Annotated in this window: 16 protein-coding genes and 1 riboswitch; of the genes, 8 read left to right on the top strand and 8 right to left on the bottom strand. The window is 71.7% G+C overall.

Features of this window, described 5'->3' with window-relative positions:
• Positions 1-14 precede the first annotated feature (14 nt).
• From uraD to QIS99_RS02890, 6 genes are all read left to right on the top strand, one after another.
• On the top strand, positions 15-569 hold the full coding sequence (gene uraD / locus QIS99_RS02865; protein WP_282510055.1) for a 2-oxo-4-hydroxy-4-carboxy-5-ureidoimidazoline decarboxylase: 555 nt from the start codon (positions 15-17) through the stop codon (positions 567-569).
• Entirely contained in the window at positions 566-964 is a 399-nt protein-coding gene (uraH, locus tag QIS99_RS02870; RefSeq protein WP_282510056.1) for a hydroxyisourate hydrolase, read from the top strand. Before uraD ends, uraH begins: the two co-directional genes overlap by 4 nt.
• 5 nt (positions 965-969) lie before the next feature.
• Entirely contained in the window at positions 970-1893 is a 924-nt protein-coding gene (gene pucL / locus QIS99_RS02875; RefSeq protein WP_282510057.1) for a factor-independent urate hydroxylase, read from the top strand.
• A gap of 70 nt (positions 1894-1963) precedes the next feature.
• Entirely contained in the window at positions 1964-3379 is a 1416-nt protein-coding gene (locus QIS99_RS02880; RefSeq protein WP_282510059.1) for a nucleobase:cation symporter-2 family protein, read from the top strand.
• A gap of 75 nt (positions 3380-3454) precedes the next feature.
• The gene (locus QIS99_RS02885) at positions 3455-4843 is read left to right on the top strand and encodes an 8-oxoguanine deaminase (protein ID WP_282510061.1); all 1389 of its coding nucleotides are present in this window, start codon (positions 3455-3457) and stop codon (positions 4841-4843) included.
• Positions 4844-5322: 479 nt separating this feature from the next.
• Positions 5323-6726 (top strand): nucleobase:cation symporter-2 family protein, encoded by a 1404-nt coding sequence (locus QIS99_RS02890; protein WP_282510717.1) that lies wholly within the window; start codon positions 5323-5325, stop codon positions 6724-6726.
• 179 nt (positions 6727-6905) lie between these two features.
• On the opposite strand, the gene QIS99_RS02895 is transcribed toward QIS99_RS02890, so the two are convergent.
• The gene (locus QIS99_RS02895; RefSeq protein ID WP_282510063.1) at positions 6906-7472 is read right to left on the bottom strand and encodes a hypothetical protein; all 567 of its coding nucleotides are present in this window, start codon (positions 7470-7472) and stop codon (positions 6906-6908) included.
• A gap of 153 nt (positions 7473-7625) precedes the next feature.
• Here QIS99_RS02895 and QIS99_RS02900 point away from each other — a divergent pair, with 153 nt between their 5' ends.
• Positions 7626-10109 (top strand): hypothetical protein, encoded by a 2484-nt coding sequence (locus QIS99_RS02900; protein WP_282510065.1) that lies wholly within the window; start codon positions 7626-7628, stop codon positions 10107-10109.
• 51 nt (positions 10110-10160) lie between these two features.
• Here the strand turns inward: QIS99_RS02900 and QIS99_RS02905 are convergent, their stop codons facing one another.
• Positions 10161-11984: a hypothetical protein gene (locus QIS99_RS02905; RefSeq protein WP_282510067.1), complete on the bottom strand. Its 1824-nt coding sequence runs from the start codon at positions 11982-11984 to the stop codon at positions 10161-10163.
• A gap of 169 nt (positions 11985-12153) precedes the next feature.
• Between QIS99_RS02905 and QIS99_RS02910 the strand changes: the two genes are divergently transcribed.
• Entirely contained in the window at positions 12154-13404 is a 1251-nt protein-coding gene (locus QIS99_RS02910; protein WP_282510069.1) for an FAD-dependent oxidoreductase, read from the top strand.
• Positions 13405-13411: 7 nt separating this feature from the next.
• Here the strand turns inward: QIS99_RS02910 and QIS99_RS02915 are convergent, their stop codons facing one another.
• The 6 genes from QIS99_RS02915 to QIS99_RS02940 all read right to left on the bottom strand — a co-directional run bounded on the left by QIS99_RS02915 (position 13412) and on the right by QIS99_RS02940 (position 19668).
• Positions 13412-14041 (bottom strand): TetR/AcrR family transcriptional regulator, encoded by a 630-nt coding sequence (locus tag QIS99_RS02915; RefSeq protein WP_282510070.1) that lies wholly within the window; start codon positions 14039-14041, stop codon positions 13412-13414.
• Positions 14042-14206: 165 nt separating this feature from the next.
• Positions 14207-15091 carry a bifunctional 5,10-methylenetetrahydrofolate dehydrogenase/5,10-methenyltetrahydrofolate cyclohydrolase gene (locus tag QIS99_RS02920; RefSeq protein ID WP_282510071.1) on the bottom strand — a complete coding sequence of 295 codons (885 nt, stop codon included), beginning with the start codon at positions 15089-15091 and terminating at the stop codon, positions 14207-14209.
• Positions 15092-15124: 33 nt separating this feature from the next.
• Positions 15125-15212: riboswitch (ZMP/ZTP riboswitch) on the bottom strand.
• A gap of 72 nt (positions 15213-15284) precedes the next feature.
• Positions 15285-15707, bottom strand: coding sequence for an acyl-CoA thioesterase (locus QIS99_RS02925; RefSeq protein WP_282510072.1), 423 nt, complete (start codon positions 15705-15707; stop codon positions 15285-15287).
• A 151-nt stretch (positions 15708-15858) separates the two neighbouring features.
• On the bottom strand, positions 15859-16536 hold the full coding sequence (locus QIS99_RS02930) for a hypothetical protein (protein ID WP_282510074.1): 678 nt from the start codon (positions 16534-16536) through the stop codon (positions 15859-15861).
• A 555-nt stretch (positions 16537-17091) separates the two neighbouring features.
• Positions 17092-18723, bottom strand: coding sequence for a malate synthase A (aceB, locus tag QIS99_RS02935; RefSeq protein ID WP_282510076.1), 1632 nt, complete (start codon positions 18721-18723; stop codon positions 17092-17094).
• 315 nt (positions 18724-19038) lie between these two features.
• A complete protein-coding gene (locus QIS99_RS02940) occupies positions 19039-19668 on the bottom strand; it encodes a nucleotidyltransferase family protein (RefSeq protein ID WP_282510078.1) in 630 nt (209 codons plus the stop codon).
• Between the last annotated feature and the right edge of the window lie 271 nt (positions 19669-19939).

The raw sequence follows: 19939 nt of genomic DNA on the forward strand, positions 1-19939 counted from the left end.
CGGAAGGCAATCCCGTGACTTCGAGCACCACGCCGGGACTCTCCCGGTTCAACGCTTCCGAGGAGCCTGCGGCCACCGCAGCGCTCCACGAGGTGTGCAGCAGTCCGGCCTGGGGCAGCAAGATCCTCGCCCAGCGCCCGTACGCATCGGCCGCCCTCCTCCTCGCCGCCAGTGACGCCGCCATGGCCGAGCTGACCCCCGCGGACCTGGAGGAGGCCATGGCGGGGCACCCGCCCATCGGCCGCCCGAAGCCGGGTGACCCGACCTCGGCCCGCGAACAGCGGGGCATGGCCGGGGCCTCCGAGGAGCTCAAGGCCGAACTGCTCGAACTCAACCTGGCCTACCAGGAGAAGTTCGGACACGTCTTCCTCATCTGCGCCACCGGCGCCACGGCCGAGTTCATGCTCGACCGGATCAGGACCCGCATCGAGAACGGGCCCGAGCAGGAGCGCGAGATCGTCCGCACCGAACTGGGCAAGATCAACCGCATTCGGCTCACCCGCCTCGTCGAGGAGCCCGCAGAGGCCCAAGAGGCCCAAGAGGCCGCAGAGGAAGGAAGCAAGGCATGAGCACCGCCACCACGGCATCGGTGTCCACGCACATCCTGGACACCAGCAAGGGCCGCCCCGCAGAGGGCGTCGCGATCCAGCTCTCCGCCCGCAGCGGCGCGAGCGCCGATTTCGTCGCGCTCGGCGGCTCCAAGACCGATGCCGACGGGCGCTGCAAGGACCTGCCGGCCCTGCCGGAAGGCACCACCCACGTACGACTCGACTTCGAGACCGAGGCGTACTTCCTGACCCAGCACAACCAGCAAGCCGAGGCGCAGCAGGACGCCCCCGCGAATCGGGACAGCGGTGCGTTCTTCCCGGAGGTGGCGATCACATTCGCCGTCAAGCCGGGCGAGCACTACCACGTACCGCTGCTGCTCAACCCGTTCGGCTACTCCGTTTACCGAGGGAGCTAGCAGACATGCCCACGATTCTCGGCCAGAACCAGTACGGCAAAGCAGAGAACCGCGTCGTCAAGATCACGCGGGACGGCGACACCCACCACATCAAGGACCTGAACGTCTCCGTCGCCCTCTCCGGCGACCTGGAGGACGTGCACCTCTCCGGCTCGAACGCCCACTGCCTCCCGACGGACACCACCAAGAACACGGTGTACGCGTTCGCCAAGGAGTACGGCATCGAGTCCGCCGAGCAGTTCGGCATCCACCTCGCCCGGCACTTCGTGACGTCGCAGGAGCCGATCAAGCGGGCCCGCATCCGCATCGAGGAGTACGCCTGGGAGCGCATCGAGACCTCCGAGGCCAACTCGAAGTTCATCGGCGCCGACGACGTCAAGCACTCCTTCGTCCGCAAGGGCCAGGAGACCCGCGTCAGCGAGATCACCTACGACGGTGAGAACTGGCAGGTCATCTCCGGCCTCAAGGACCTCATCGTCATGAACTCCACCAACTCGGAGTTCTGGGGCTACATCAAGGACAAGTACACGACCCTCCAGGAGGCGTACGACCGCATCCTGGCCACCCAGGTGTCGGGCCGCTGGCGGTTCAACTGGACCGACGACGAGCAGCGCATGCCCAACTGGGAGAAGTCGTACGACCAGGTCAAGAAGCACATGCTGCAGGCCTTCGCGGAGACCTACTCGCTGTCCCTGCAGCAGACCCTGTACCAGATGGGTTCGCGCATCATCAACAGCCGTTCGGAGATCGACGAGGTCCGCTTCTCGCTCCCGAACAAGCACCACTTCCTGGTGGACCTGGAGCCGTTCGGCCTGAAGAACGACAACGAGGTCTACTACGCGGCCGACCGCCCCTACGGCCTCATCGAGGCCACGATCCTGCGGGACGGCGTAGAGCCCCAGATCCCGGTCGACATGACCAACCTCTGACGCGGGACGTGCGCGCCCCCGTCCGTCCGCAGCGGACGGGGGCGCGCCACACCGGAGGGAACGCACAGCAATGGCACAGCCTGCAGAAGGGCCTGTGGAAGGCCCGTGTTCCACCCCATCGGAGACCGGCAGCACCGCAACTCCCGACTGCCACCCGGTGGATGAGAAGCTCCACCCGTCGCGGCTCATCCCCGCCGCCCTTCAGCACATCGCCGCCATGTACGCGGGCGTCGTCACCCCTCCGCTGATCATCGGCCAGGCCGTCGGCCTGGACACCGTCGCGCAGACCCGGCTCATCGCCGCGGGACTGCTCATCGCGGGACTCACCACCGTCCTGCAGACCCTCGGCGTCAAGAACTTCGCCGGCAACCGGCTGCCGTTCGTCAACGCCGCCTCCTCCGCGGGCATCGCCCCGATCCTCGCCATCGCGGAGACCAACGCCCACGGCGAGCAACTCCCCGCCATCTACGGCGCGGTGATGGTCGCCGGCGTCTTCTGTCTCGCCGTCGGACCGTTCTTCGGACGGCTGCTGCGCTTCTTCCCGCCGCTCGTCACCGGCGTCGTCATCACCCTCATCGGTGTGACCCTGATGCCCGTGCCCGTCGGCTGGGCCCAGGGAGGCGACAAGGAAGCCGCCGACTACGGCGACATGAGGTACCTGGCGCTCGCCGCCTTCACGCTCGTCGTGATCCTGCTCTTCCAGCGCTTCGGACGCGGCTTCGTCAAGCAAGTCGCCCTGCTCATGGGCCTGTTCATCGGTACGGTCGTCGCGATCCCGTTCGGCATGGCGGACTTCTCGTCCCTCAAGGCCGCGCCGGTCGCCGCGCTGCCCACGCCGTTCGACGCCGGCCTGCCCACGTTCCAGCCCGCGGCGATCCTCTCGCTCTGCATCGTGATGCTGGTCCTGATGACCGAGTCCTCGGCCGGCATGATCGCCGTGGGCGAGATCTGCGAGCGCAAGACCGACGGCAGGACCATCACCCGCGGCCTGCGCACCGACGGCATCGCCACCCTGCTCGGCCCCGTCTTCGGCGGTTTCCCCACCTCGGCGTTCGCGCAGAACGTCGGCGTCGTCTCGCTGACCCGGGTGCGCAGCCGGTACGTCGTCGCCGTCGCCGGTGGCGCGCTCATCGTGCTCGGCGCCTTCCCGGTGCTCGGCGCGGTCGTCTCCCTGGTGCCGATGCCGGTCCTCGGCGGTGCGGGCATCGTGCTGTTCGGCTCGATCGCGGTCAGCGGCATCCGTACGCTCTCGGAGGCCGGGCTCGACGACAGCTCCAACATCATCCTGGTGGCCGTCTCGCTCGGCGCGGGCATCATCCCGCTCGCCGCACCCACGTTCTACGCCGACTTCCCCGCCTGGGCGCAGACCGTGCTCGGCTCCGGCATCAGCGCCGGCGCGCTCGTCGCCGTATCGCTGAACCTGTTCTTCCACCATCTCGGCACCCGTGGACGCGCCCCCGTGCCCGCGGCACTCAAATCCTCCTAGGGTCCTGCCGTGCCCTCCCCGCCACCCGCCCCCGGGCGCGGGAAAACCCCGCCACACACAAGAAGGAAGCGCACCATGGCACCTTCGGCAGCCCCTCAGCGCATCGTCATCGAGAACGCGGCGATCGCCACCGTCGACGCCCAGGACACCGAGTTCGCCTCGGGCCACCTGGTCGTCGCCGACAACAGGATCGAGTCCATCGGCGCGGGTCCCGCACCGGAGGGCCTGGACAACGTGGTCCGGCGCATCGACGCCACCGGCCACCTGATCACGCCGGGTCTGGTCAACACCCACCACCACTTCTACCAGTGGATCACCCGCGGCCTGGCCACGGACCACAACCTGTTCAACTGGCTCGTCGCCCTCTACCCGACCTGGGCGCGCATCGACGAGCCGATGGTCCGCGCCGCCGCGCAGGGCTCCCTCGCGATGATGGCCAGTGGCGGTGTCACCACCGCGATGGACCACCACTACGTCTACCCGCAGGGCTCCGGCGACCTGTCCGGCGCGATCATCGGCTCCGCCCGCGACATGGGCGTACGGTTCACGCTCGCCCGCGGCTCCATGGACCGCTCCGAGAAGGACGGCGGACTGCCCCCGGACTTCGCCGTCGAGACCACCGAGGGCGCGCTCGCCGCGACCGAGGAGACCGTCAAGAAGCACCACGACGCCTCCTTCGACGCCATGACGCAGGTCGCCGTCGCCCCCTGCTCCCCGTTCTCCATCTCCACCGAACTCCTGCGTGAGGGCGCTGCGTTGGGCCGCCGGCTCGGCGTGCGCATGCACACCCACGGCTCGGAGACCGTGGAGGAGGAGAAGTTCTGCCACGAGCTGTTCGGCATGGGCCCGACCGACTACTTCGAGTCCACCGGATTCCTCGGCGAGGACGTGTGGATGGCGCACTGCGTCCACATGAACGACTCCGACATCGCCGCCTTCGCCCGTACGAAGACCGGTGTCGCGCACTGCCCGTCGTCCAACGCCCGGCTCGCCGCCGGTATCGCCCGCGTGCCCGACATGCTGGCGGCCGGTGTCCCCGTGGGCCTCGGCGTGGACGGCACCGCGTCCAACGAGTCCGGTGAACTCCACACCGAACTGCGCAACGCGCTCCTCATCAACCGGCTCGGCGCCCACAAGGAGGCCGCGCTCAACGCCCGCCAGGCCCTGCGCCTCGGCACCTACGGCGGTGCCCAGGTGCTCGGCCGCGCCGACCAGATCGGCTCGCTCGAAGCGGGCAAGCTGGCCGACTTCGTCCTCTGGAAGATCGACGGCATCGGTCACTCGTCCATCGCCGACCCGGTCACCGCGATCGTGTTCGGCGCGGCGGCCCCGGTCACCGCGTCGTTCGTCAACGGCAAGCAGATCGTCGAGGCCAACCGGCTTCTGACGGTCGACGAAGAGGCCATCGCCCGCGACGCCCGAGCCGAGGCCCAGCGCCTCGCGCGGATCGCGGCCTCGGCCTGACCGTCCCCGAGAGTCCGGCTGAGGGGGACGGCCCTCGGCCGGTCGCCGTGGACCCGAGCGGGGTCCACGGCAGCCGGAGCCGGTGGGCGCGGCGCCATCGCCCCGCCCACCGGTGACGGTGAACCGTCACACGTACGACCCGGCTCGTACGACCCGCACCACCGGAAGTACCCGCACCACCGGAAGTACCCGCACCACCGGAAGTACCCGCACAGCGACCGCACATCGCAGCCCCGCGCCACCACAACCGCACACCGCACACCGCTCAGCAGTACGTGCACGACCCGCAGCACCAGCACCGCCAGCTGTTTGCACCACCAGCCGTTCGTTCGTACGAGCAGCTGTCCGCACCAGTTACGACCTCCATGACACCCGCGTCGCTGGCGACGCGTTACCCGACCGGAGGAACCGCAGTGGCAGCCAAGCCCAGGGTTCGAGAAGCAGTCGCCGTGCCAGAGGACGACAACGTCCGCGACCAGATGCCCGCAAAGCACCCGGTCGACGAGAAGTTGCCGCCTCTCAAGATGATGACCAGTGGCCTCCAGCACGTGGCCGCCATGTACGCGGGCGTGGTCGCCCCGCCGCTCATCGTGGGAGCCGCCGTCGGGCTCTCCGCGAAGGAGCTCACGTTCCTCACCGGGGCCAGCCTGTTCACCGCGGGCCTGGCCACGTTCCTGCAGACGCTCGGCATCTGGAAGATCGGTGCCAGGCTCCCCTTCGTCAACGGCGTCACCTTCGCGGGCGTCGCGCCCATGGTGGCGATCGTCAACCAGACCCCGGACAAGAAGGACGCGCTGCCGATCATCTTCGGCGCCGTGATCGTCGCCGGTCTGCTCGGCTTCCTGGCAGCCCCCTACTTCTCCAAGCTGGTCCGGTTCTTCCCGCCCGTCGTCACCGGCACCGTGATCACCCTGATCGGCATCTCGCTGATGCCCGTCGCCTTCGGCTGGGCGCAGGGACCCGATCCGGCCGCCCAGGACTACGGCTCGTTCAAGTACCTGGGCCTGGCCGCGATATCCCTGGTCATCGTCCTGCTGATCCGCCGCTTCACCACCGGCTTCGTCAAGCAGATCGCCGTACTTCTGGGGCTCGTACTGGGCACCCTCATCGCCATCCCGTTCGGCGTCGCCGACTTCAGTGCGCTCGGCGAGGCGGACCTGGTCGGCTTCCCGACGCCGTTCCACTTCGGCGCCCCGCAGTTCGCGCTCGCCGCGATCGTGTCGATGACCGTCGTCATGGTGGTCTCCATGACCGAGTCCACCGCCGACATGCTCGCCCTCGGTGAGATCGTCGAGCGCCCCGCGGACGAGAAGACCATCGCGGCCGGCCTGCGCGCCGACACCCTCGGCTCGGCCCTCTCGCCGTTCTTCAACGGGTTCCTGGCGAGCGCGTTCGCGCAGAACGTCGGCCTGGTGGCGATGACGAAGATCCGCAGCCGGTTCGTGGTCGCCGTCGGCGGTGGCTTCCTGGTCCTGATGGGCCTGTGCCCGATCGCGGCCTCGCTGATCGCGGTCGTGCCGCGCCCGGTGCTCGGCGGCGCCGGCATCGTGCTGTTCGGCTCGGTCGCGGCCAGCGGCATCCAGACGCTGGCGAAGGCGGGCCTCGACAAGGACAACAACGTCCTGATCGTGGCCGTCTCGATCGCCATCGGCCTGATCCCGATCGCGGTGCCGACGTTCTACCACGCGTTCCCCGAGACCGCGATGATCATCCTGGACTCCGGTATCTCCACGGGCTGTGTGGCCGCGGTTCTGCTGAACCTGGTCTTCAACCACGTGGGCAAGAGCAAGGATGCGGCGGACGTCACGCATCCGATGGAGGGCGGTCAGGACCTCGCGGGCTCGGTCCCGGCCAAGCGCACGGAGGAGGCTCCGGCCCACTGAGCCCTCCGGGGGTTTGACCCACTGGGCCCTCCGGGGGTTTGACCCACTGAGCCCTCCGGGGGCTTGACCCGCTGAGCCCTCCGGGGATTGACGGGGCGTTTGCGTGGCGCGTACGGCGACAACTGCCGTACGCGCCACGCGTGTTGCTCCCCGCGTTGCTCCCGCCCCGCCCCGCCCCGTTACTCGGACACGAGGTGGAGCAGTGCCGTGCCGTCCGCGCCGGACACCAACTGCACGACCACGGCGTCGGGTTGGGGGTCGGGTGGGGACGACGGGTCGATCCGGCCGCAGGTGTTGCCGCTGCCGTTCGCGTGCAGCACGGTGATGCATCCCTGCCCCGGCCCGCTCGCGCTGCCCCGGGACTGCCCGTTCGCGGACTTCACGGTGTACGCGACCTTGTTCGGCCCGACCTCGGTCACGGACAGGGTGGTCTTCCCGCCGGGCCCGTCGAAGCTCACCTTGACGGGCTTCGACGTGACGACCTCGCAGTCGGCGTCCGCGCAGGCCTTGATGTCGTGCCCGTCCTCGGCGGTGAACGAGGGCTTCGGAGTCGGCTTCGGAGTCGGCTCCGGCCTCGGTCCCGGCTTCGCGGAGCGGCTGTGTCCGGGGGCGCCGCCCTTGCCGTCGCCGCCCTTGCCGTCGTCGGCCGGTCCGGCGCACGCCGTGAGCGACACGGAGGCGAGCAGCACGGCACTTACGGCAGCTATGGCCCCGACACCGACGCGCAAGGAAGTCGTCGCACCCATGCGGGCACGCTAGTCCACATCGCCGTACGCCGTCCCGGCTTTCAGCCCGTCGCTCCAGTCGATGACGGGCTACGCCTGTCGTCCCGGCGCGGTGATCACTACGGTGGGTGCGTGCACGTGCGGGCAGCGTGCCGGAAGACATGGGGGATGAGCGTGGACGCGGAAATCGCCAATCTGGCGCGGGCAGGGGCGGCCACTGTGGTGTCGCTCGCCACGACGGGCCTGGTCAACTGGGCCACGGCCGGGTTCGGGAAGGTCCGGGAGCTCATGGCCCGGAACCGGCAGGACGAGCCCGGAGGAACCGAGCCTCCCGGCCCCGACCTGGAGCAGCTGGTCCGCGAACTCACTCAGGCGCACGAGGCGGGAGACCAGGGCGCCGTCGAGGACCTGCGCGCCCAACTGACGTCCGGCCTTGCGGAGTTGCTGCACGCCCGGCCCGAACACGGGCCCGCAGCCGTACGGGAGCTGGTGCAGGAGGGGCGCGAGGCGTGCGCGCATCCCGCGCTCGTGCCGATCACCCTGCACCGCGTCAACCACGACCCCCTCAACGCGGAGATGGAGGACTACTGGTCGCGGTGCCGGGCGGCCGGCGTGGCCGCGGTGATGCTCCTCGTGGGCCCGCGCGGGAGCGGTCGCAGAACCGCCCGCCGCCGCTTCACGGGCGCGCACCTCGACTCCTTCCGCGGCCCCGTCCTCACCTACGACCTGGGCCGCACCGCGAACGGTACGCACGCGGACCCGGCCACGGTGCTCGACACCTGGCTGCACCAGCTCGACGCGCCGCCCCAGGACCGCTCGGGGGACCTGACCGCCAAGTCGCGAGCATTCCGCGAGGCCTGCGCCCGGGCGCACCGCACGACGGGCCCCGTCGTCGTCATCCTCGAAAACGCCGGGACCCGGGCGCAGATCGAGCCGCTGCTCCCGGGCACCCCGGGCAGCGTGGCCCTCATCACCTGCGGTCAAGCCCCGGCGAGGCTCGACGGAGCTCCCGACTTCCGCAAGTTCCGGGTGCCGCCGCTGCAGGCCGACCACGGGGTTGAACTGCTCGGCAGGGTCAGTGAGCTGGCCGTGGCGCCGGAGCGGCTGCGCCCGATCGCCCTCAGCGTCGGCGGCAGCCCCTGGGGCCTGCGGATGGCCGCCGCTTCGCTGCACTCCACGGACCTGGAAGTCCTGGACGACGTCGTCGGCCTCCTGGCCCACCGCCACTCCAGGCAGGAGCTCCTTCACATGGACCACGACGATCACCTGTACACGCACTTCGACCTCGCCTACGGCGAGCTCGGCCCGAAGGCGGCCCGGCTCTACCGGCTCCTCGGACTGCTGCCGGGCGGCCGGGTCCACCTGGACACGCTGTACGCCCTGCTGCCCGCCTGGAGCGCGGCCGAAGTGCGGTTCGCGCTGCGTGAACTGTGGGACCGCAGTGTCGTCGAGCGCCCGGACCGGGAGGCGTGCCGTCTGGAGCCGCTCGTCCACGACCACGCGCTGTCCCGCGCCGAACAGGACGAGGAGGACGGCTCGCGCGAAGACCTGCTCGACCGGTTCTTCGCGTACATCCTGGAGTTCGCGGAGCGGGGCGAGGCGGCCCTCTCACTGCGGTGGCTGCACGCACCGCAGTACGTGGCCCCGCTGCGGGACCGGGCGGCGGGAACCCCGACGTACGAGGAGGGGGCAGCCGAACAGGCCAGGGCGGAGGGGGAGTTCGCGCGCCGTCGGGACACTCTGGTGCCGGCCGTGCTGCTCGCCCACGCCACCGGCCGGCACCGGCACGCCTGGCTGCTGTGTCAGGCCCTGTGGAGCTTCTACCTGCGGACCCGCAGCCACGCGGAGTGGATCGAGTCGCACCGCGCGGGCCTCGCCGCCGCACAGGAGTGCGGCGACCCTCTCGCGGTCGCCCGGATGCACTTCCAGCTCGGCTTCGCCCACCTGGACCGCTGGAGCCTCGACGAGGACGACCCCCGCCTCGCGCGCGAGCAGTTCGACAAGGCGCTGCGGCTCGTACGGGCTCAGGGGCACGGGGAGGCTCAGGGGCGCGGGGAGGCGGAGCGGCGCACCGAGTCCAGCGTCCTGGAAGCGATGGGCCTGCGCGCCCTGAAGCTGAAGCACGCACAGCACGCCCTGGACTGCTTCGCACAGGCCGAGGCTGCGCTCCAGGGTGTCGAGCACCCGCGTGGCCGCGCCCTGCTGATCTTCCACACGGCCCGCGCGTACACCGTCCTGAACCGGCACAACGATGCCGACCGCGAACTCGTCCGCGCCCGGCAGGAGTTCGAGCGGCTGCCGTACGGCCCGGACCGGTTCAACGTGGCCAAGACCTGGCTGCGGCAGGCCGAGGACCGCATGGCCTGCGGGCAGCCGGACGCCGCGCTGAGCCATCTGGACGCGGCCGACGAGGGCATGGGACAGCTCGCCGCCGCATATCAGCAGGCCGAGGTCCGGCTGCTGCGCGGCAGGCTCCACGCGCAGCGGGCCGACCGGCAGGCGGCGCGAGCCGACTGGGAGAGCGCCCGCGACCTGTTCGAGCAGAGCAACAGCGCCCGCGCGAACGAGGTGCAGGCCCTGCTGGACGAGCTGGACGAGCTGGACGAGCCGGACGAGCTGGGCGAGCCGGACGAGCTGGGCGAACTGGACGAGCGGTAGGACTGCGGGCGTGGTCCACGGGGGCGGCGCCCCCGGGCATGTCGCCGCGGCTCAGTTCCGGCGCAGTTCCAGCAGCCCGACCGGCTGGTGTTCGCCTGCGTGTACGTGCACGAGGTGAGCCTCTTTGTCCTCGATGCCGGGTTGCAGCGCGTGGACCACGGAGGCCGCCATCCCGAAGTCCGCCCAGTTCGGCCTTCGCACCCAACGGGCCTGTACGGGGCGGGAGTCGGGCGGCAGCGCCCGGCAGCCGTGGTCCGGCTCCTCGTACGCCAGCAGGCCGTGGTGCGGGAAGCGGGACGTGTACGTCGCGTGGTCCGCGCGCCGGTCGTGCGGTACGAGGAGTACGTCGGCGGTGCGCGGGAGGCGCTGGTCGGGGTCGTCCACGTCCGCGGCGAGGTGGGCCGAGGTGAGGTGGGCGTGCTGGGTGCGCTGGTGGGCGGCGGGGTAGCGGTGCACGGTGAGGTGGGTGGCGGCCTGCGCCGGGTCCGCGTCGGCCGTCACGTACCGGGCGGGGACGTGGGGGAGTGCGCGGCGGGCCGGGGGTGCCGGGGGGACGGGGATCGCAGGCGTCGCCGCGGGCCGGTCCGGCTCGGGGAGCTTCAGCCAGGTGTAGAAGAGCGAGCGAAGCAGGGCGGCGGCCTCGCCCGGGCGAGAGGTGATGGGGTCGTACGGCGGTGTCTGCGGCTGTGCCTGGGCCTGTGCCCTTGCCTCTGCCTGCGCCTGTGCCTGTGCCTGTGCCTGCGCCCGTGCCTGCGCTTCGGCTTCGATGAGTTGGCGGGCCAGTGGGGTGCCGCGGCGCAGGCGGGGAAGGTGTTCGCCGAGCCGGTGCATCGGGGAGTCCGGTGCGACGGCCGGGCTGTCGAATGCGCCCAGAATGCTGGGAATTCCGAGGGCGTGCCCGTACAGGGTCACTGAACCGTGGTCGCCTATCAGGAAATCGGCGGCGCAGAGCGCGGCTTTCCAGGTTTCCGATTCGGGCGGCGGGAGAAGCAGGCCCGAGTCCAGCAGCGGGGCGAACCAGTGGTGCAGCTGCCAGGAATTGTGCGCTCCGTGCCACGTGTTGGGGTGGACCGCGGCCAGCACACGGAAGGTGTCGGCGGGCAGTTCGGCCATGGCGCGCCGGATGACGTCACACTGTGTCGTCGCGCCGAGCGCGGAGCCCCGCCCCCAGGTCGACGAGATGACGACGAGCCGTTGTCCCGGTTCCAGGCCGAGGGCGCGGCGGTACTGCTCACGGAACGGCAGACCGGATCTGAGCTGGTCGATGACGGGGTCCCCGGCCACCACGGCTGCGGGGAGGGCCTGCGGGCAGGTCTCGGCGAGGCGGTCGAGCTGCTCGGCGTGGGACAGGACGACGGCGGACGGGATCAATTTCCCGTCGTGCACCAGCCATTCCTCCGTAAGCCCAAAAGCCCCGGTTTCCGGTTTCCGGTTTCCGGTTTCCGGTTTCCGGTTTCCGGTTTCCGGTTTCCGGTTTCCGGTTTCCGGTTTCCGGTTTCTTGCCAGCCTCTTATTGTATCCGGCGCCATGTGGCGTGCCAATCAGGGGAGTTCGGAGGCGGTGCAGCTCTCCTCCTCGGCTCGTGGCGATCGCGAGGTCGAACTCCTCGGAGTCGCGCGCGTCCTCCCACTCCACGTACAGCATTCCGCGCGCCGTGAAGAATTCCGGCACGCCCGAGTCGAGCGCGGACGAGCCCGTGCACGAGAAGACGACCTGTACGCGTGCGTCGCCCTCGAAGGCCGAAAGCAGGTCGAGGAGGCGCGTCGCGGAGGTGATGTTGTGCACCACGCCGAGAACGGTGCGCTCGGGGAGGACCGTGCTCCACCGGTCCCGGTCCGCGCTGATCGGCAGCGGCAGCCGACGGCCCTCCCTCACCCCATCACTCCTCGCGTCCACGTCCCCCCGGGCTGCGGACACGATAGCGCCGCCAGGACGCAGCCCCCGCACCGGCCGTGCGCGACCTCGCAGGGGGGTGCGCCAGGCCGGTCCTGACCGATCGGTTAGATTGCTGTCCGGTCGGTCAGTCGAGCTGTGGAGGTACGCGATGACCCTGGAACGTACGACGTGCTGCGTCGTCGGCGGCGGCCCCGCCGGACTGATGCTCGGGCTGCTGCTCGCCCGTGCCGGGGTCGACGTGACCGTCCTGGAGAAGCACCGCGACTTCCTGCGCGACTTCCGCGGCGACACCGTCCACCCCTCGACGCTCCGCCTGCTCGACGAACTCGGCCTCGGCGCCCGCTTCGCGCGGCTGCCCGCGCACCGTCTGGAGGAGATGCGGATCCGGGTCGGCGCGACCACCGTCACCATGGCGGACTTCCGGCGCATGCCGGGCCGCACGCGGCACAAGTACCTCGCGATGGTCCCGCAGTGGGACTTCCTCGACCTGCTCGCCGAGGCGGCCGCGGCGGAGCCCGCCTTCACGCTGCGCCGCAGCACCGCAGTCACCGGCCTGGTCACGGACTCCACGGGCCGCGTCACGGGCGTACGCCTCACGGACGAGCGCGGCGCCCCGGGCACGCTCGCCGCGGACCTCGTCGTCGGCTGCGACGGGCGCCGCTCCGCCGTCGCCGCGGCGGCCGGCCTGCGGCAGCGGAACTTCCCCGTACCCATGGACGTATGGCAGGTCCGCGTGCCCGCACCCGGCGCGGACGCCGCGCACCGCGGGCGGGTCTTCGGTCACTTCGGGTCCGGACAGGTCGCCGTCACCATGGACCGCGGCGACTACTTCCAGACCTCCTACCTCATAGCGAAAGGCACCGACGCCGCCCGCCGCCGCCAGGACGTGGCCGCGCTGCGCGCACGCCTCGGCCAACTCTTCGACTGGGGACCCGAGTTCACCGACGCCATCCGCTCCTGGGACGACGTGAAACTGCTCGACGTCACGATGGGGCGGCTGCCGCGCTGGTACGCCGACGGGCTGCTCTGCATCGGCGACGCCGCCCACACCATGTCCCCGGTCGGCGGCGTCGGCGTCAACCTGGCCGTGCAGGACGCCGTGGCCGCCGCCCGCCTCCTCGCCGGTCCGCTGCGCCGTGGCCGGGTCGCCGAGGCCGACCTCGCGCGGGTGCAGAAACGGCGCGCCCTGCCCGCGGCCGTCACGCAGAAGTCGCAGCTCGCCGAGCACGACCTGCTGATCCGCCCCGCCCTCGACGGCACCCTCGACCACCGCCCGCTGCCGCTGCCGCTGCGCGCCCTGCGCCGCTCGCCCCTGCTCCAGGGCATCGCGGCGTACGGGGGAGGCATGGGCGTACGACCGGAACGCGCGCCGGAGTTCGCCCGCAGGACGGTGTCGTGAGGGTGCGTCAGGCGTCGACCGCGCGCAGCGTGAACGCGACCAGCTCGTCGGCCGCCGCGTCCAGGTCGAGCGCCGGGTCCGAGAGCCAGGCGGCGACCACCCCGTCGATCGCGCCGCCCACCGCCAGGGCGACCGTGCGCGGCTCGAACTCGCGGAACACGCCCGCCTGTTGGCCTGCGGTGAGCAGCTGCACGAGCCCGTCGAGGCGACCCGTCGCCTCGTGCCCGCCCGGTGTCTTCAGGCGGGTGCCGCCCGCGTCGTCGAGCAGGGTCTCGGTGATGACGCGGACATGGCTGCGGTTGGCCTGCTGGTAGCCGACCATCGCGCGCACGTACGCGACGAGCGCCGCGCGCGGATCGGGCGCGGCGTCCACCCGCTCGTGCACATACGCCGCGAACCGGCTCACCACGTGGTCGAACGCGGCCCGCGTCAGCTTGTCCTTCGAGCCGAAGTGGTAGAGCACCGCGGCCTTCGACAGGCCGGCCCGCTCGGCGATCGCGGCGAGCGAGGCGGCCGGGTAGCCGCGGCTCGCGATCAGCTCGATCGTGCACGCCACGAGCTGTTCGCGGCGGGCCCGCTCGGTGAAGGTCGGCTCACCGGATCCAGCTCCGGATCCGGTGGCCCGGCGCGGGCTCATCGTGGCTCATCTCCCCTGCGTACGGGCGGTTCCAGGTGTACGGGCCGTTCCGGGCGTACGGGCCGTTCCGGGCGTACGGGCCGTTCCGGACGTACGGGCGGTTCCAGGCCGGGCAGCCGGGCGCCGCGACCGGGACCGACCGTACACCGGCACCTCTGCGGGGCCTCAGGCGGCGGTCACGCCAACGCCCAGCTGCCGCTCGGCCGCGTCCAGGGTCTGCTCCAGGAGCACCGCGATCGTCATCGGGCCGACACCGCCCGGCACCGGCGTGATCAGGCTCGCCCGCTCGGCCGCCGCCGCGAACTCGACGTCGCCGACGTTGCCCGCGTTGTACCCGGCGTCGACGACGACCGCGCCGGGCTTGATGTCCGCGCCCCGGATGAACTCGGGCCGCCCGACCGCCGCGACGAGGATGTCCGCCTCCCGGACCAGGGAGGACAGCTCACGGGTGCGCGAGTGGCAGTACGTGACCGTCGCGTCCCGCGCGAGCAGCATCATGCCGACCGGCTTGCCGAGGATCGCGCTGCGCCCGACGACCACGGCGCGCTTGCCGCTCGGGTCGACGTCGTACGCGTCGAGGAGGCGCATGATGCCGCCCGGCGTGCAGGACGCGAAGCCGGGCAGCGCGAAGCCCATCGCCGCGAACGAGCGCATCGTCACGCCGTCGACGTCCTTCTCCGGCGCGATCGCCTCGAACGCGGCCCGCTCGTCGATGTGCGCGCCGCACGGGTGCTGCAGCAGGATGCCGTGCACCTCGGGGTCGGCGGACAGCTCGGTGAGCTTCGCGACCAGTTCCCCGGTGGTCGTCGTGGCGGGCAGCGGCACGTGCCGGGACCGGATACCGGCCTTCTCGCAGCGGTTCCGCTTCATCTTCACGTACGTCACCGACGCCGGGTCCTCGCCGACGAGGACGGTCGCCAGGCAGGGGGTGGCGCCGGTGCGCTCGGTCAGGGCGGCGGCGCGGGCGGCGGTGCGCTCCACGATGCGGCGGGCGACGGCGGTGCCGTCCATGAGCTCGGCGGTCTGGGGCGCGGTGGGCTGTGCGGTCATGGGGTGCTCCCGGGCGTCTTCGGCATCGGCTGCGGATCTCGCCCAGGCGCGCGGCAGTGACGGAGGCCGTCGGGCCGCTCCCCGGTGGTGCTCCACCTCAGCGCCAGTCACGGCCCGCGTCCAGGGTAGACGAGGCCCCGCCCCGCCCCCGCCCCGGTCCGGGCACCGCTCCCGGTCCGGGCCCCGGCGGGGCTCACAGGCCGAACAGCTCCGGCCGGTCCGCGAGCGCGCGGAAGACCTCCTGCGGCTCGGCGACCAGTCTGCGCGCCTTCAGGTCCATGAGGCCGCCGACCCCGGAGAGCTCCGCCGAGACCGTGCCGTCGGCCTTGCGGATGGTCTGGGTGATCCGGAACGTCTTGCCCTCGCCCCAGTGGAAGGCGCAGTCCACCGTGACCTCGTCCCCGGCGTGCAGCTCGCGCAGATACCGGATGGTGGTCTCCAGGACGACGGGGCCGACGCCCTTGTCCACCAGGTCGTCCTGCCCGATCCCGGCGGCCTGCAGCAGCGACCAGCGGGCGTGCTCGGCGTACTGCAGGTACACGGCCTGGTTGAGGTGCCCCTGCACATCGGTTTCGTAGCCACGGACGGTCACGGGTACGGAGAACGCTTCGGTCACGGTCTTCCTCTCGGTCCGGGTCGGACACGGCCTGGGGCCGCGGTGGCGCGGCCGTGTTGCTCAACTGCGGTCATGGCGCGGGCATTCCGGCGCTGACGCGGTATTCCGGCGCTGACGCGGTATTCCGGCGCTCACGCGGGCATTCCGGCGTTCAGACGCGGCGCGGTGAGGCGAGGAGTACGCGGCCGCCGCCGCGCTCCCCGTGCTCGCTCACCTGCCACCCGGCCCGCTCCAACACGGCGGCGCACGCGGTGAGTTCGGCCCGTACGGCCTCTTCCGCGGCGCCCGGCCCGGATATCACCCGCACCGCGACCGCCTCCGGCTGCTCCGTGTCGGTGACCCGGTAGCCGGGCGGGCAGTGGTCGGCCGGGCCCGCGCCGGACGCCGGTGGCCGCCCCGCCGCCTCCAGGGCGAGCGCCGCGGCCTGGACGAGGTGGCGGCGCTCCCAGGCGCAGGGGCGGTCCGTCGCGCCGTCGGCGTTCGTCATCCGGCGCAGCTCCTGGAGGCCCTGCCAGGCGCTGTGCACCTCGCGGCGCCGTGCGGGCCCTGGCGCGGAGGCGTTCCGCTCGGACCCGGTGCGGGCGGCGAACACCGTGCCCCCGGTGTCGGTGGCCGGTGCCGGCGGGGGCGGGGCGGCGCTCAGGAATTCGGCCCGCGCCCGATGGCCCGCGGGCGTGAGGAAGTGCGCGCGCGGCGGCCGGGCGTGCCGGAACGCCAGGCCGAGCCGCACCAGGCCCGCCAACTGCGCCTCGGAGCCGGTGATCCGGCCCGTCATGTCGTCCGCCTCTGCCACGATCCGCCGCTGGCCCGCGGTCAGCCGCCCGGTCATCGGCTCACCCCTTCCACGCCTCTTCCCCCGGTCCCCCCATCCTGCCGCGCCCCACTGACAACGGCCCTCCCGGCCCGTGGCCGAAGGGCTCGGGAGCGTCAGCGAAGGCGTCCGCCGCCGAACGCCCCCGAGCCGTCCGCCCGTTGCCGCCACGCTTGAAGGCCCCGCTGATCCAGGGCGCCCCAGTCCGGCGTACGGGCCACGAGCGCGTCGCCCAGGCGGCGGCGGCCCAGGCCGACCAGGCTGCGGCCGACGGGCGCGCGCCCGCGCGCCCCAGCGCGAGCGCCGCCGCGCACCCGGCGATGCTGCCGCCCACGACCGCGACCCTGCGCCCCTGCTGCCCCGTCCTGTCCGTACCGCCTTCCCGGTGGGCGGGTCAGCGCATCAACAGCCGTACGGCGGCGGCCAGTCGGCGCATCGGCCGGGTGGCTGGAGTGTGGCGGCCCACGGGGCCGCACATGGGTGTGCCCCCGTGGGGCGCCGCGGGGGCGCGCCACGGGGGCACGTGTGGGGCCGGGCCGTCCCCCTCGACGAGGGAGGCGGCCCGGGTCCGGCTCAGCCGGTCAGCTGCTCGTACGCGGGCAGCGTCAGGAAGTCCGCGTAGTCGGCGTCGAGCGACACCGTCAGGAGCAGGTCGTGGGCCTGCTGCCAGTTGCCGGCCTGGAAGGCCTCGTCGCCGATCTCCTCGCGGATCTTGGCGAGTTCCTCGGCGGCGACCTTGCGGGCCAGGTCCGCGGTGGCGGTCTCACCATTCTCGAAGACGACACCCGCGTTGATCCACTGCCAGATCTGCGAGCGGGAGATCTCGGCGGTGGCCGCGTCCTCCATCAGGTTGAAGATCGCGACGGCGCCGAGTCCGCGCAGCCAGGCCTCGATGTAGCGGGTGCCGACCTGGACGGCGTTGCGCAGGCCCTCGTAGGTGGGCTTGGCGTCGAGCGAGTCGATCGCGATGAGGTCTTCCGCCTTGACGTCGACATCCTCGCGCAGGCGGTCCTTCTGGTTCGGCTTGTCGCCGAGGACCGCGTCGAAGGAGGCCATGGCGATCGGGACCAGGTCGGGGTGGGCGACCCAGGAGCCGTCGAAGCCGTCGCCGGCCTCGCGGTCCTTGTCGTTCTTGACCTTCTCGAACGCGACCTTGTTGACCTCGGCGTCCCGGCGCGACGGGATGAACGCCGCCATGCCGCCGATGGCGTGCGCGCCGCGCTTGTGGCAGGTGCGCACGAGCAGTTCGGTGTAGGCGCGCATGAAGGGGGCGGTCATCGTCACCGCGTTGCGGTCCGGCAGGACGAACTTGGCGCCGCCGTCACGGAAGTTCTTGACGATGGAGAACAGGTAGTCCCAGCGGCCCGCGTTCAGACCGCTCGCGTGGTCGCGCAGCTCGTAGAGGATCTCCTCCATCTCGTACGCGGCGGTGATCGTCTCGATCAGGACGGTGGCGCGGACGGTGCCCTGCGGGATGCCGACGTAGTCCTGGGCGAAGACGAAGATGTCGTTCCAGAGGCGCGCCTCCAGGTGCGACTCCGTCTTCGGCAGGTAGAAGTACGGGCCCTTGCCGAGCTCGATGAGGCGCTTGGCGTTGTGGAAGAAGTACAGGCCGAAGTCGACCAGCGCACCCGGCACGGCGCGGCCGTCGAACTTCAGGTGCCGCTCCTCCAGGTGCCAGCCGCGCGGGCGCATCACGACGGTGGCCAGCTCGTCGGTGTCCTTGAGGGCGTACGACTTGCCGGACTTCGGGTCCGTGAAGTCGATGTTCCGGGCGTAGGCGTCCTTCAGGTTGACCTGGCCGAGGACCACGTTCTCCCAGGTGGGGGCCGAGGCGTCCTCGAAGTCGGCGAGCCAGACCCTGGCGCCCGAGTTGAGGGCGTTGATGGTCATCTTGCGGTCGGTGGGACCAGTGATCTCCACGCGGCGGTCGTTCAGGGCCGCGGGCGCGGGGGCCACGCGCCAGGAGTCGTCCTCACGGATCTGAGCGGTCTCCGGGAGGAAGTCGAGCGTTCCAGTGCGGGCACTCGTCGAAAAGGCCGTGCGGCGCTCGGCGCGGCGGGCGAGGAGCTCGTCACGCCGGGGCGTGAACAGCCGGTGCAGCTCCGCCACGAAGGCGAGGGCAGCGTCGGTGAGGACCTCTTCCTGCCGAGGCAGGGGCTCGGCGTCGACGATGGCCAGCGGGGACGGCGCTGGTGCGGACATGAGCTGTCACTTCCTTCAGCGGGATGAACGGGTGCGGCCCGAAGGCCTCGGAGCCGCTGCGACGCCGGAAGACGGGTGGCCGGGACACGGCACTGAGTGCCGCGAAGGGGCAATACCGGCTTCCAGGCCGCCGGAGCGCGGGGCGCTTCTGACCAGTGGATAGTAGTTTCCTCATAGTGGAAGTTCAAGGTGTGTTGATGTCGAGATTCTCCGAGTCGACAGAACATGGCTCTGAGTGCCATGCCAGTCACTCAAGGTTCACGCGACCGGCACCGTTCACGCGACCGGCACCGTTCACGCGACCGGCACCGCGGTTCACTGCAGCCGCACCAGATCCGCCTCCGTGTCGATGTCATAGGCCTCGGCCACGTCCCCGCACTCGACCAGGGTGATCTCCGTCTCGTGCGCCTTCAGGTAGGCGCGCGCCCCCCGGTCCCCGGTCGCCGTCGCCGCGATCCCCGCCCAGCGCTCGGACCCGAACAGCACGGGATGCCCGCGCCTGCCTGCGTACGCCGCACACACCAGACTCGACGGCGAGGTGTACGCGTCCACCACCCGGCGCACCGCGTCCGCCCCGATCCCCGGCTGGTCGACCAGGGAGACCAGGGCCGCCCGCGCGCCGCCGCCGGTCAGCGAGTCGAGCCCGGCCCGCAGCGACGAGCCCATGCCCTGCTCCCACTCCGGGTTCTCGACCAGGACACAGCCGTCGAGCGCGGCCTCCTCCCGTACCCGGTCGGCCGCCGCCCCGATGACCACGTGCACCTCGGCGCAGCCGCCCGTACGCAGCACCCGCACCGCCTGCTCCACCAGGGGCCGGCCCCGGTACGGCAGCAGCGCCTTCGGGCGGCCTCCGAGCCGCCGCCCGCCCCCCGCGGCCAGCAGCAGCCCCGCGATTCGGCCAACTCCGTCGTGCGGGTCAGGCTCGTCGAGCCACGATTCGCTCATACGGCCAGCCTACGAACGCCTCAGCCGCCGCGCGGGACGGAACGGAACACTTCGCTCAGTCCCGGACAGGGGGCGGGGCAACAGATTTTGGTCACAGGAGTGGCGAATGCGCCGCCTCGTGGCGTTTACTGACCCGCACCCCTCGCGACCGACCATCGCATCGAGGGGCCGGGGGCACCGCGGGGAACGCCGCGGAGCGCGAAGCCGGGGACCAGGGGTGGCCCCGGTGCGGAAATCCAGCACGAGGAAGAGCGCACGACGGAGTGCGAGG

Origin of the sequence: Streptomyces solicavernae, from assembly GCF_029968095.1 — a bacterium.
Taxonomy (GTDB): Bacteria; Actinomycetota; Actinomycetes; order Streptomycetales; family Streptomycetaceae; genus Streptomyces; species Streptomyces solicavernae.

Excerpts from the sequence above, each read along its gene's own strand:
- uraH (WP_282510056.1), top strand. The coding sequence starts at position 566 with ATGAGCACCGCCACCACGGCATCGGTGTCCACGCACATCCTGGACACC.
- pucL (WP_282510057.1), top strand. The coding sequence starts at position 970 with ATGCCCACGATTCTCGGCCAGAACCAGTACGGCAAAGCAGAGAACCGC.
- QIS99_RS02880 (WP_282510059.1), top strand. The coding sequence starts at position 1,964 with ATGGCACAGCCTGCAGAAGGGCCTGTGGAAGGCCCGTGTTCCACCCCA.
- QIS99_RS02885 (WP_282510061.1), top strand. The coding sequence starts at position 3,455 with ATGGCACCTTCGGCAGCCCCTCAGCGCATCGTCATCGAGAACGCGGCG.
- QIS99_RS02890 (WP_282510717.1), top strand. The coding sequence starts at position 5,323 with ATGCCCGCAAAGCACCCGGTCGACGAGAAGTTGCCGCCTCTCAAGATG.
- QIS99_RS02895 (WP_282510063.1), bottom strand. The coding sequence starts at position 7,472 with ATGGGTGCGACGACTTCCTTGCGCGTCGGTGTCGGGGCCATAGCTGCC.
- QIS99_RS02910 (WP_282510069.1), top strand. The coding sequence starts at position 12,154 with ATGACCCTGGAACGTACGACGTGCTGCGTCGTCGGCGGCGGCCCCGCC.
- QIS99_RS02915 (WP_282510070.1), bottom strand. The coding sequence starts at position 14,041 with ATGAGCCCGCGCCGGGCCACCGGATCCGGAGCTGGATCCGGTGAGCCG.
- QIS99_RS02920 (WP_282510071.1), bottom strand. The coding sequence starts at position 15,091 with ATGACCGCACAGCCCACCGCGCCCCAGACCGCCGAGCTCATGGACGGC.
- QIS99_RS02930 (WP_282510074.1), bottom strand. The coding sequence starts at position 16,536 with ATGACCGGGCGGCTGACCGCGGGCCAGCGGCGGATCGTGGCAGAGGCG.
- aceB (WP_282510076.1), bottom strand. The coding sequence starts at position 18,723 with ATGTCCGCACCAGCGCCGTCCCCGCTGGCCATCGTCGACGCCGAGCCC.
- QIS99_RS02940 (WP_282510078.1), bottom strand. The coding sequence starts at position 19,668 with ATGAGCGAATCGTGGCTCGACGAGCCTGACCCGCACGACGGAGTTGGC.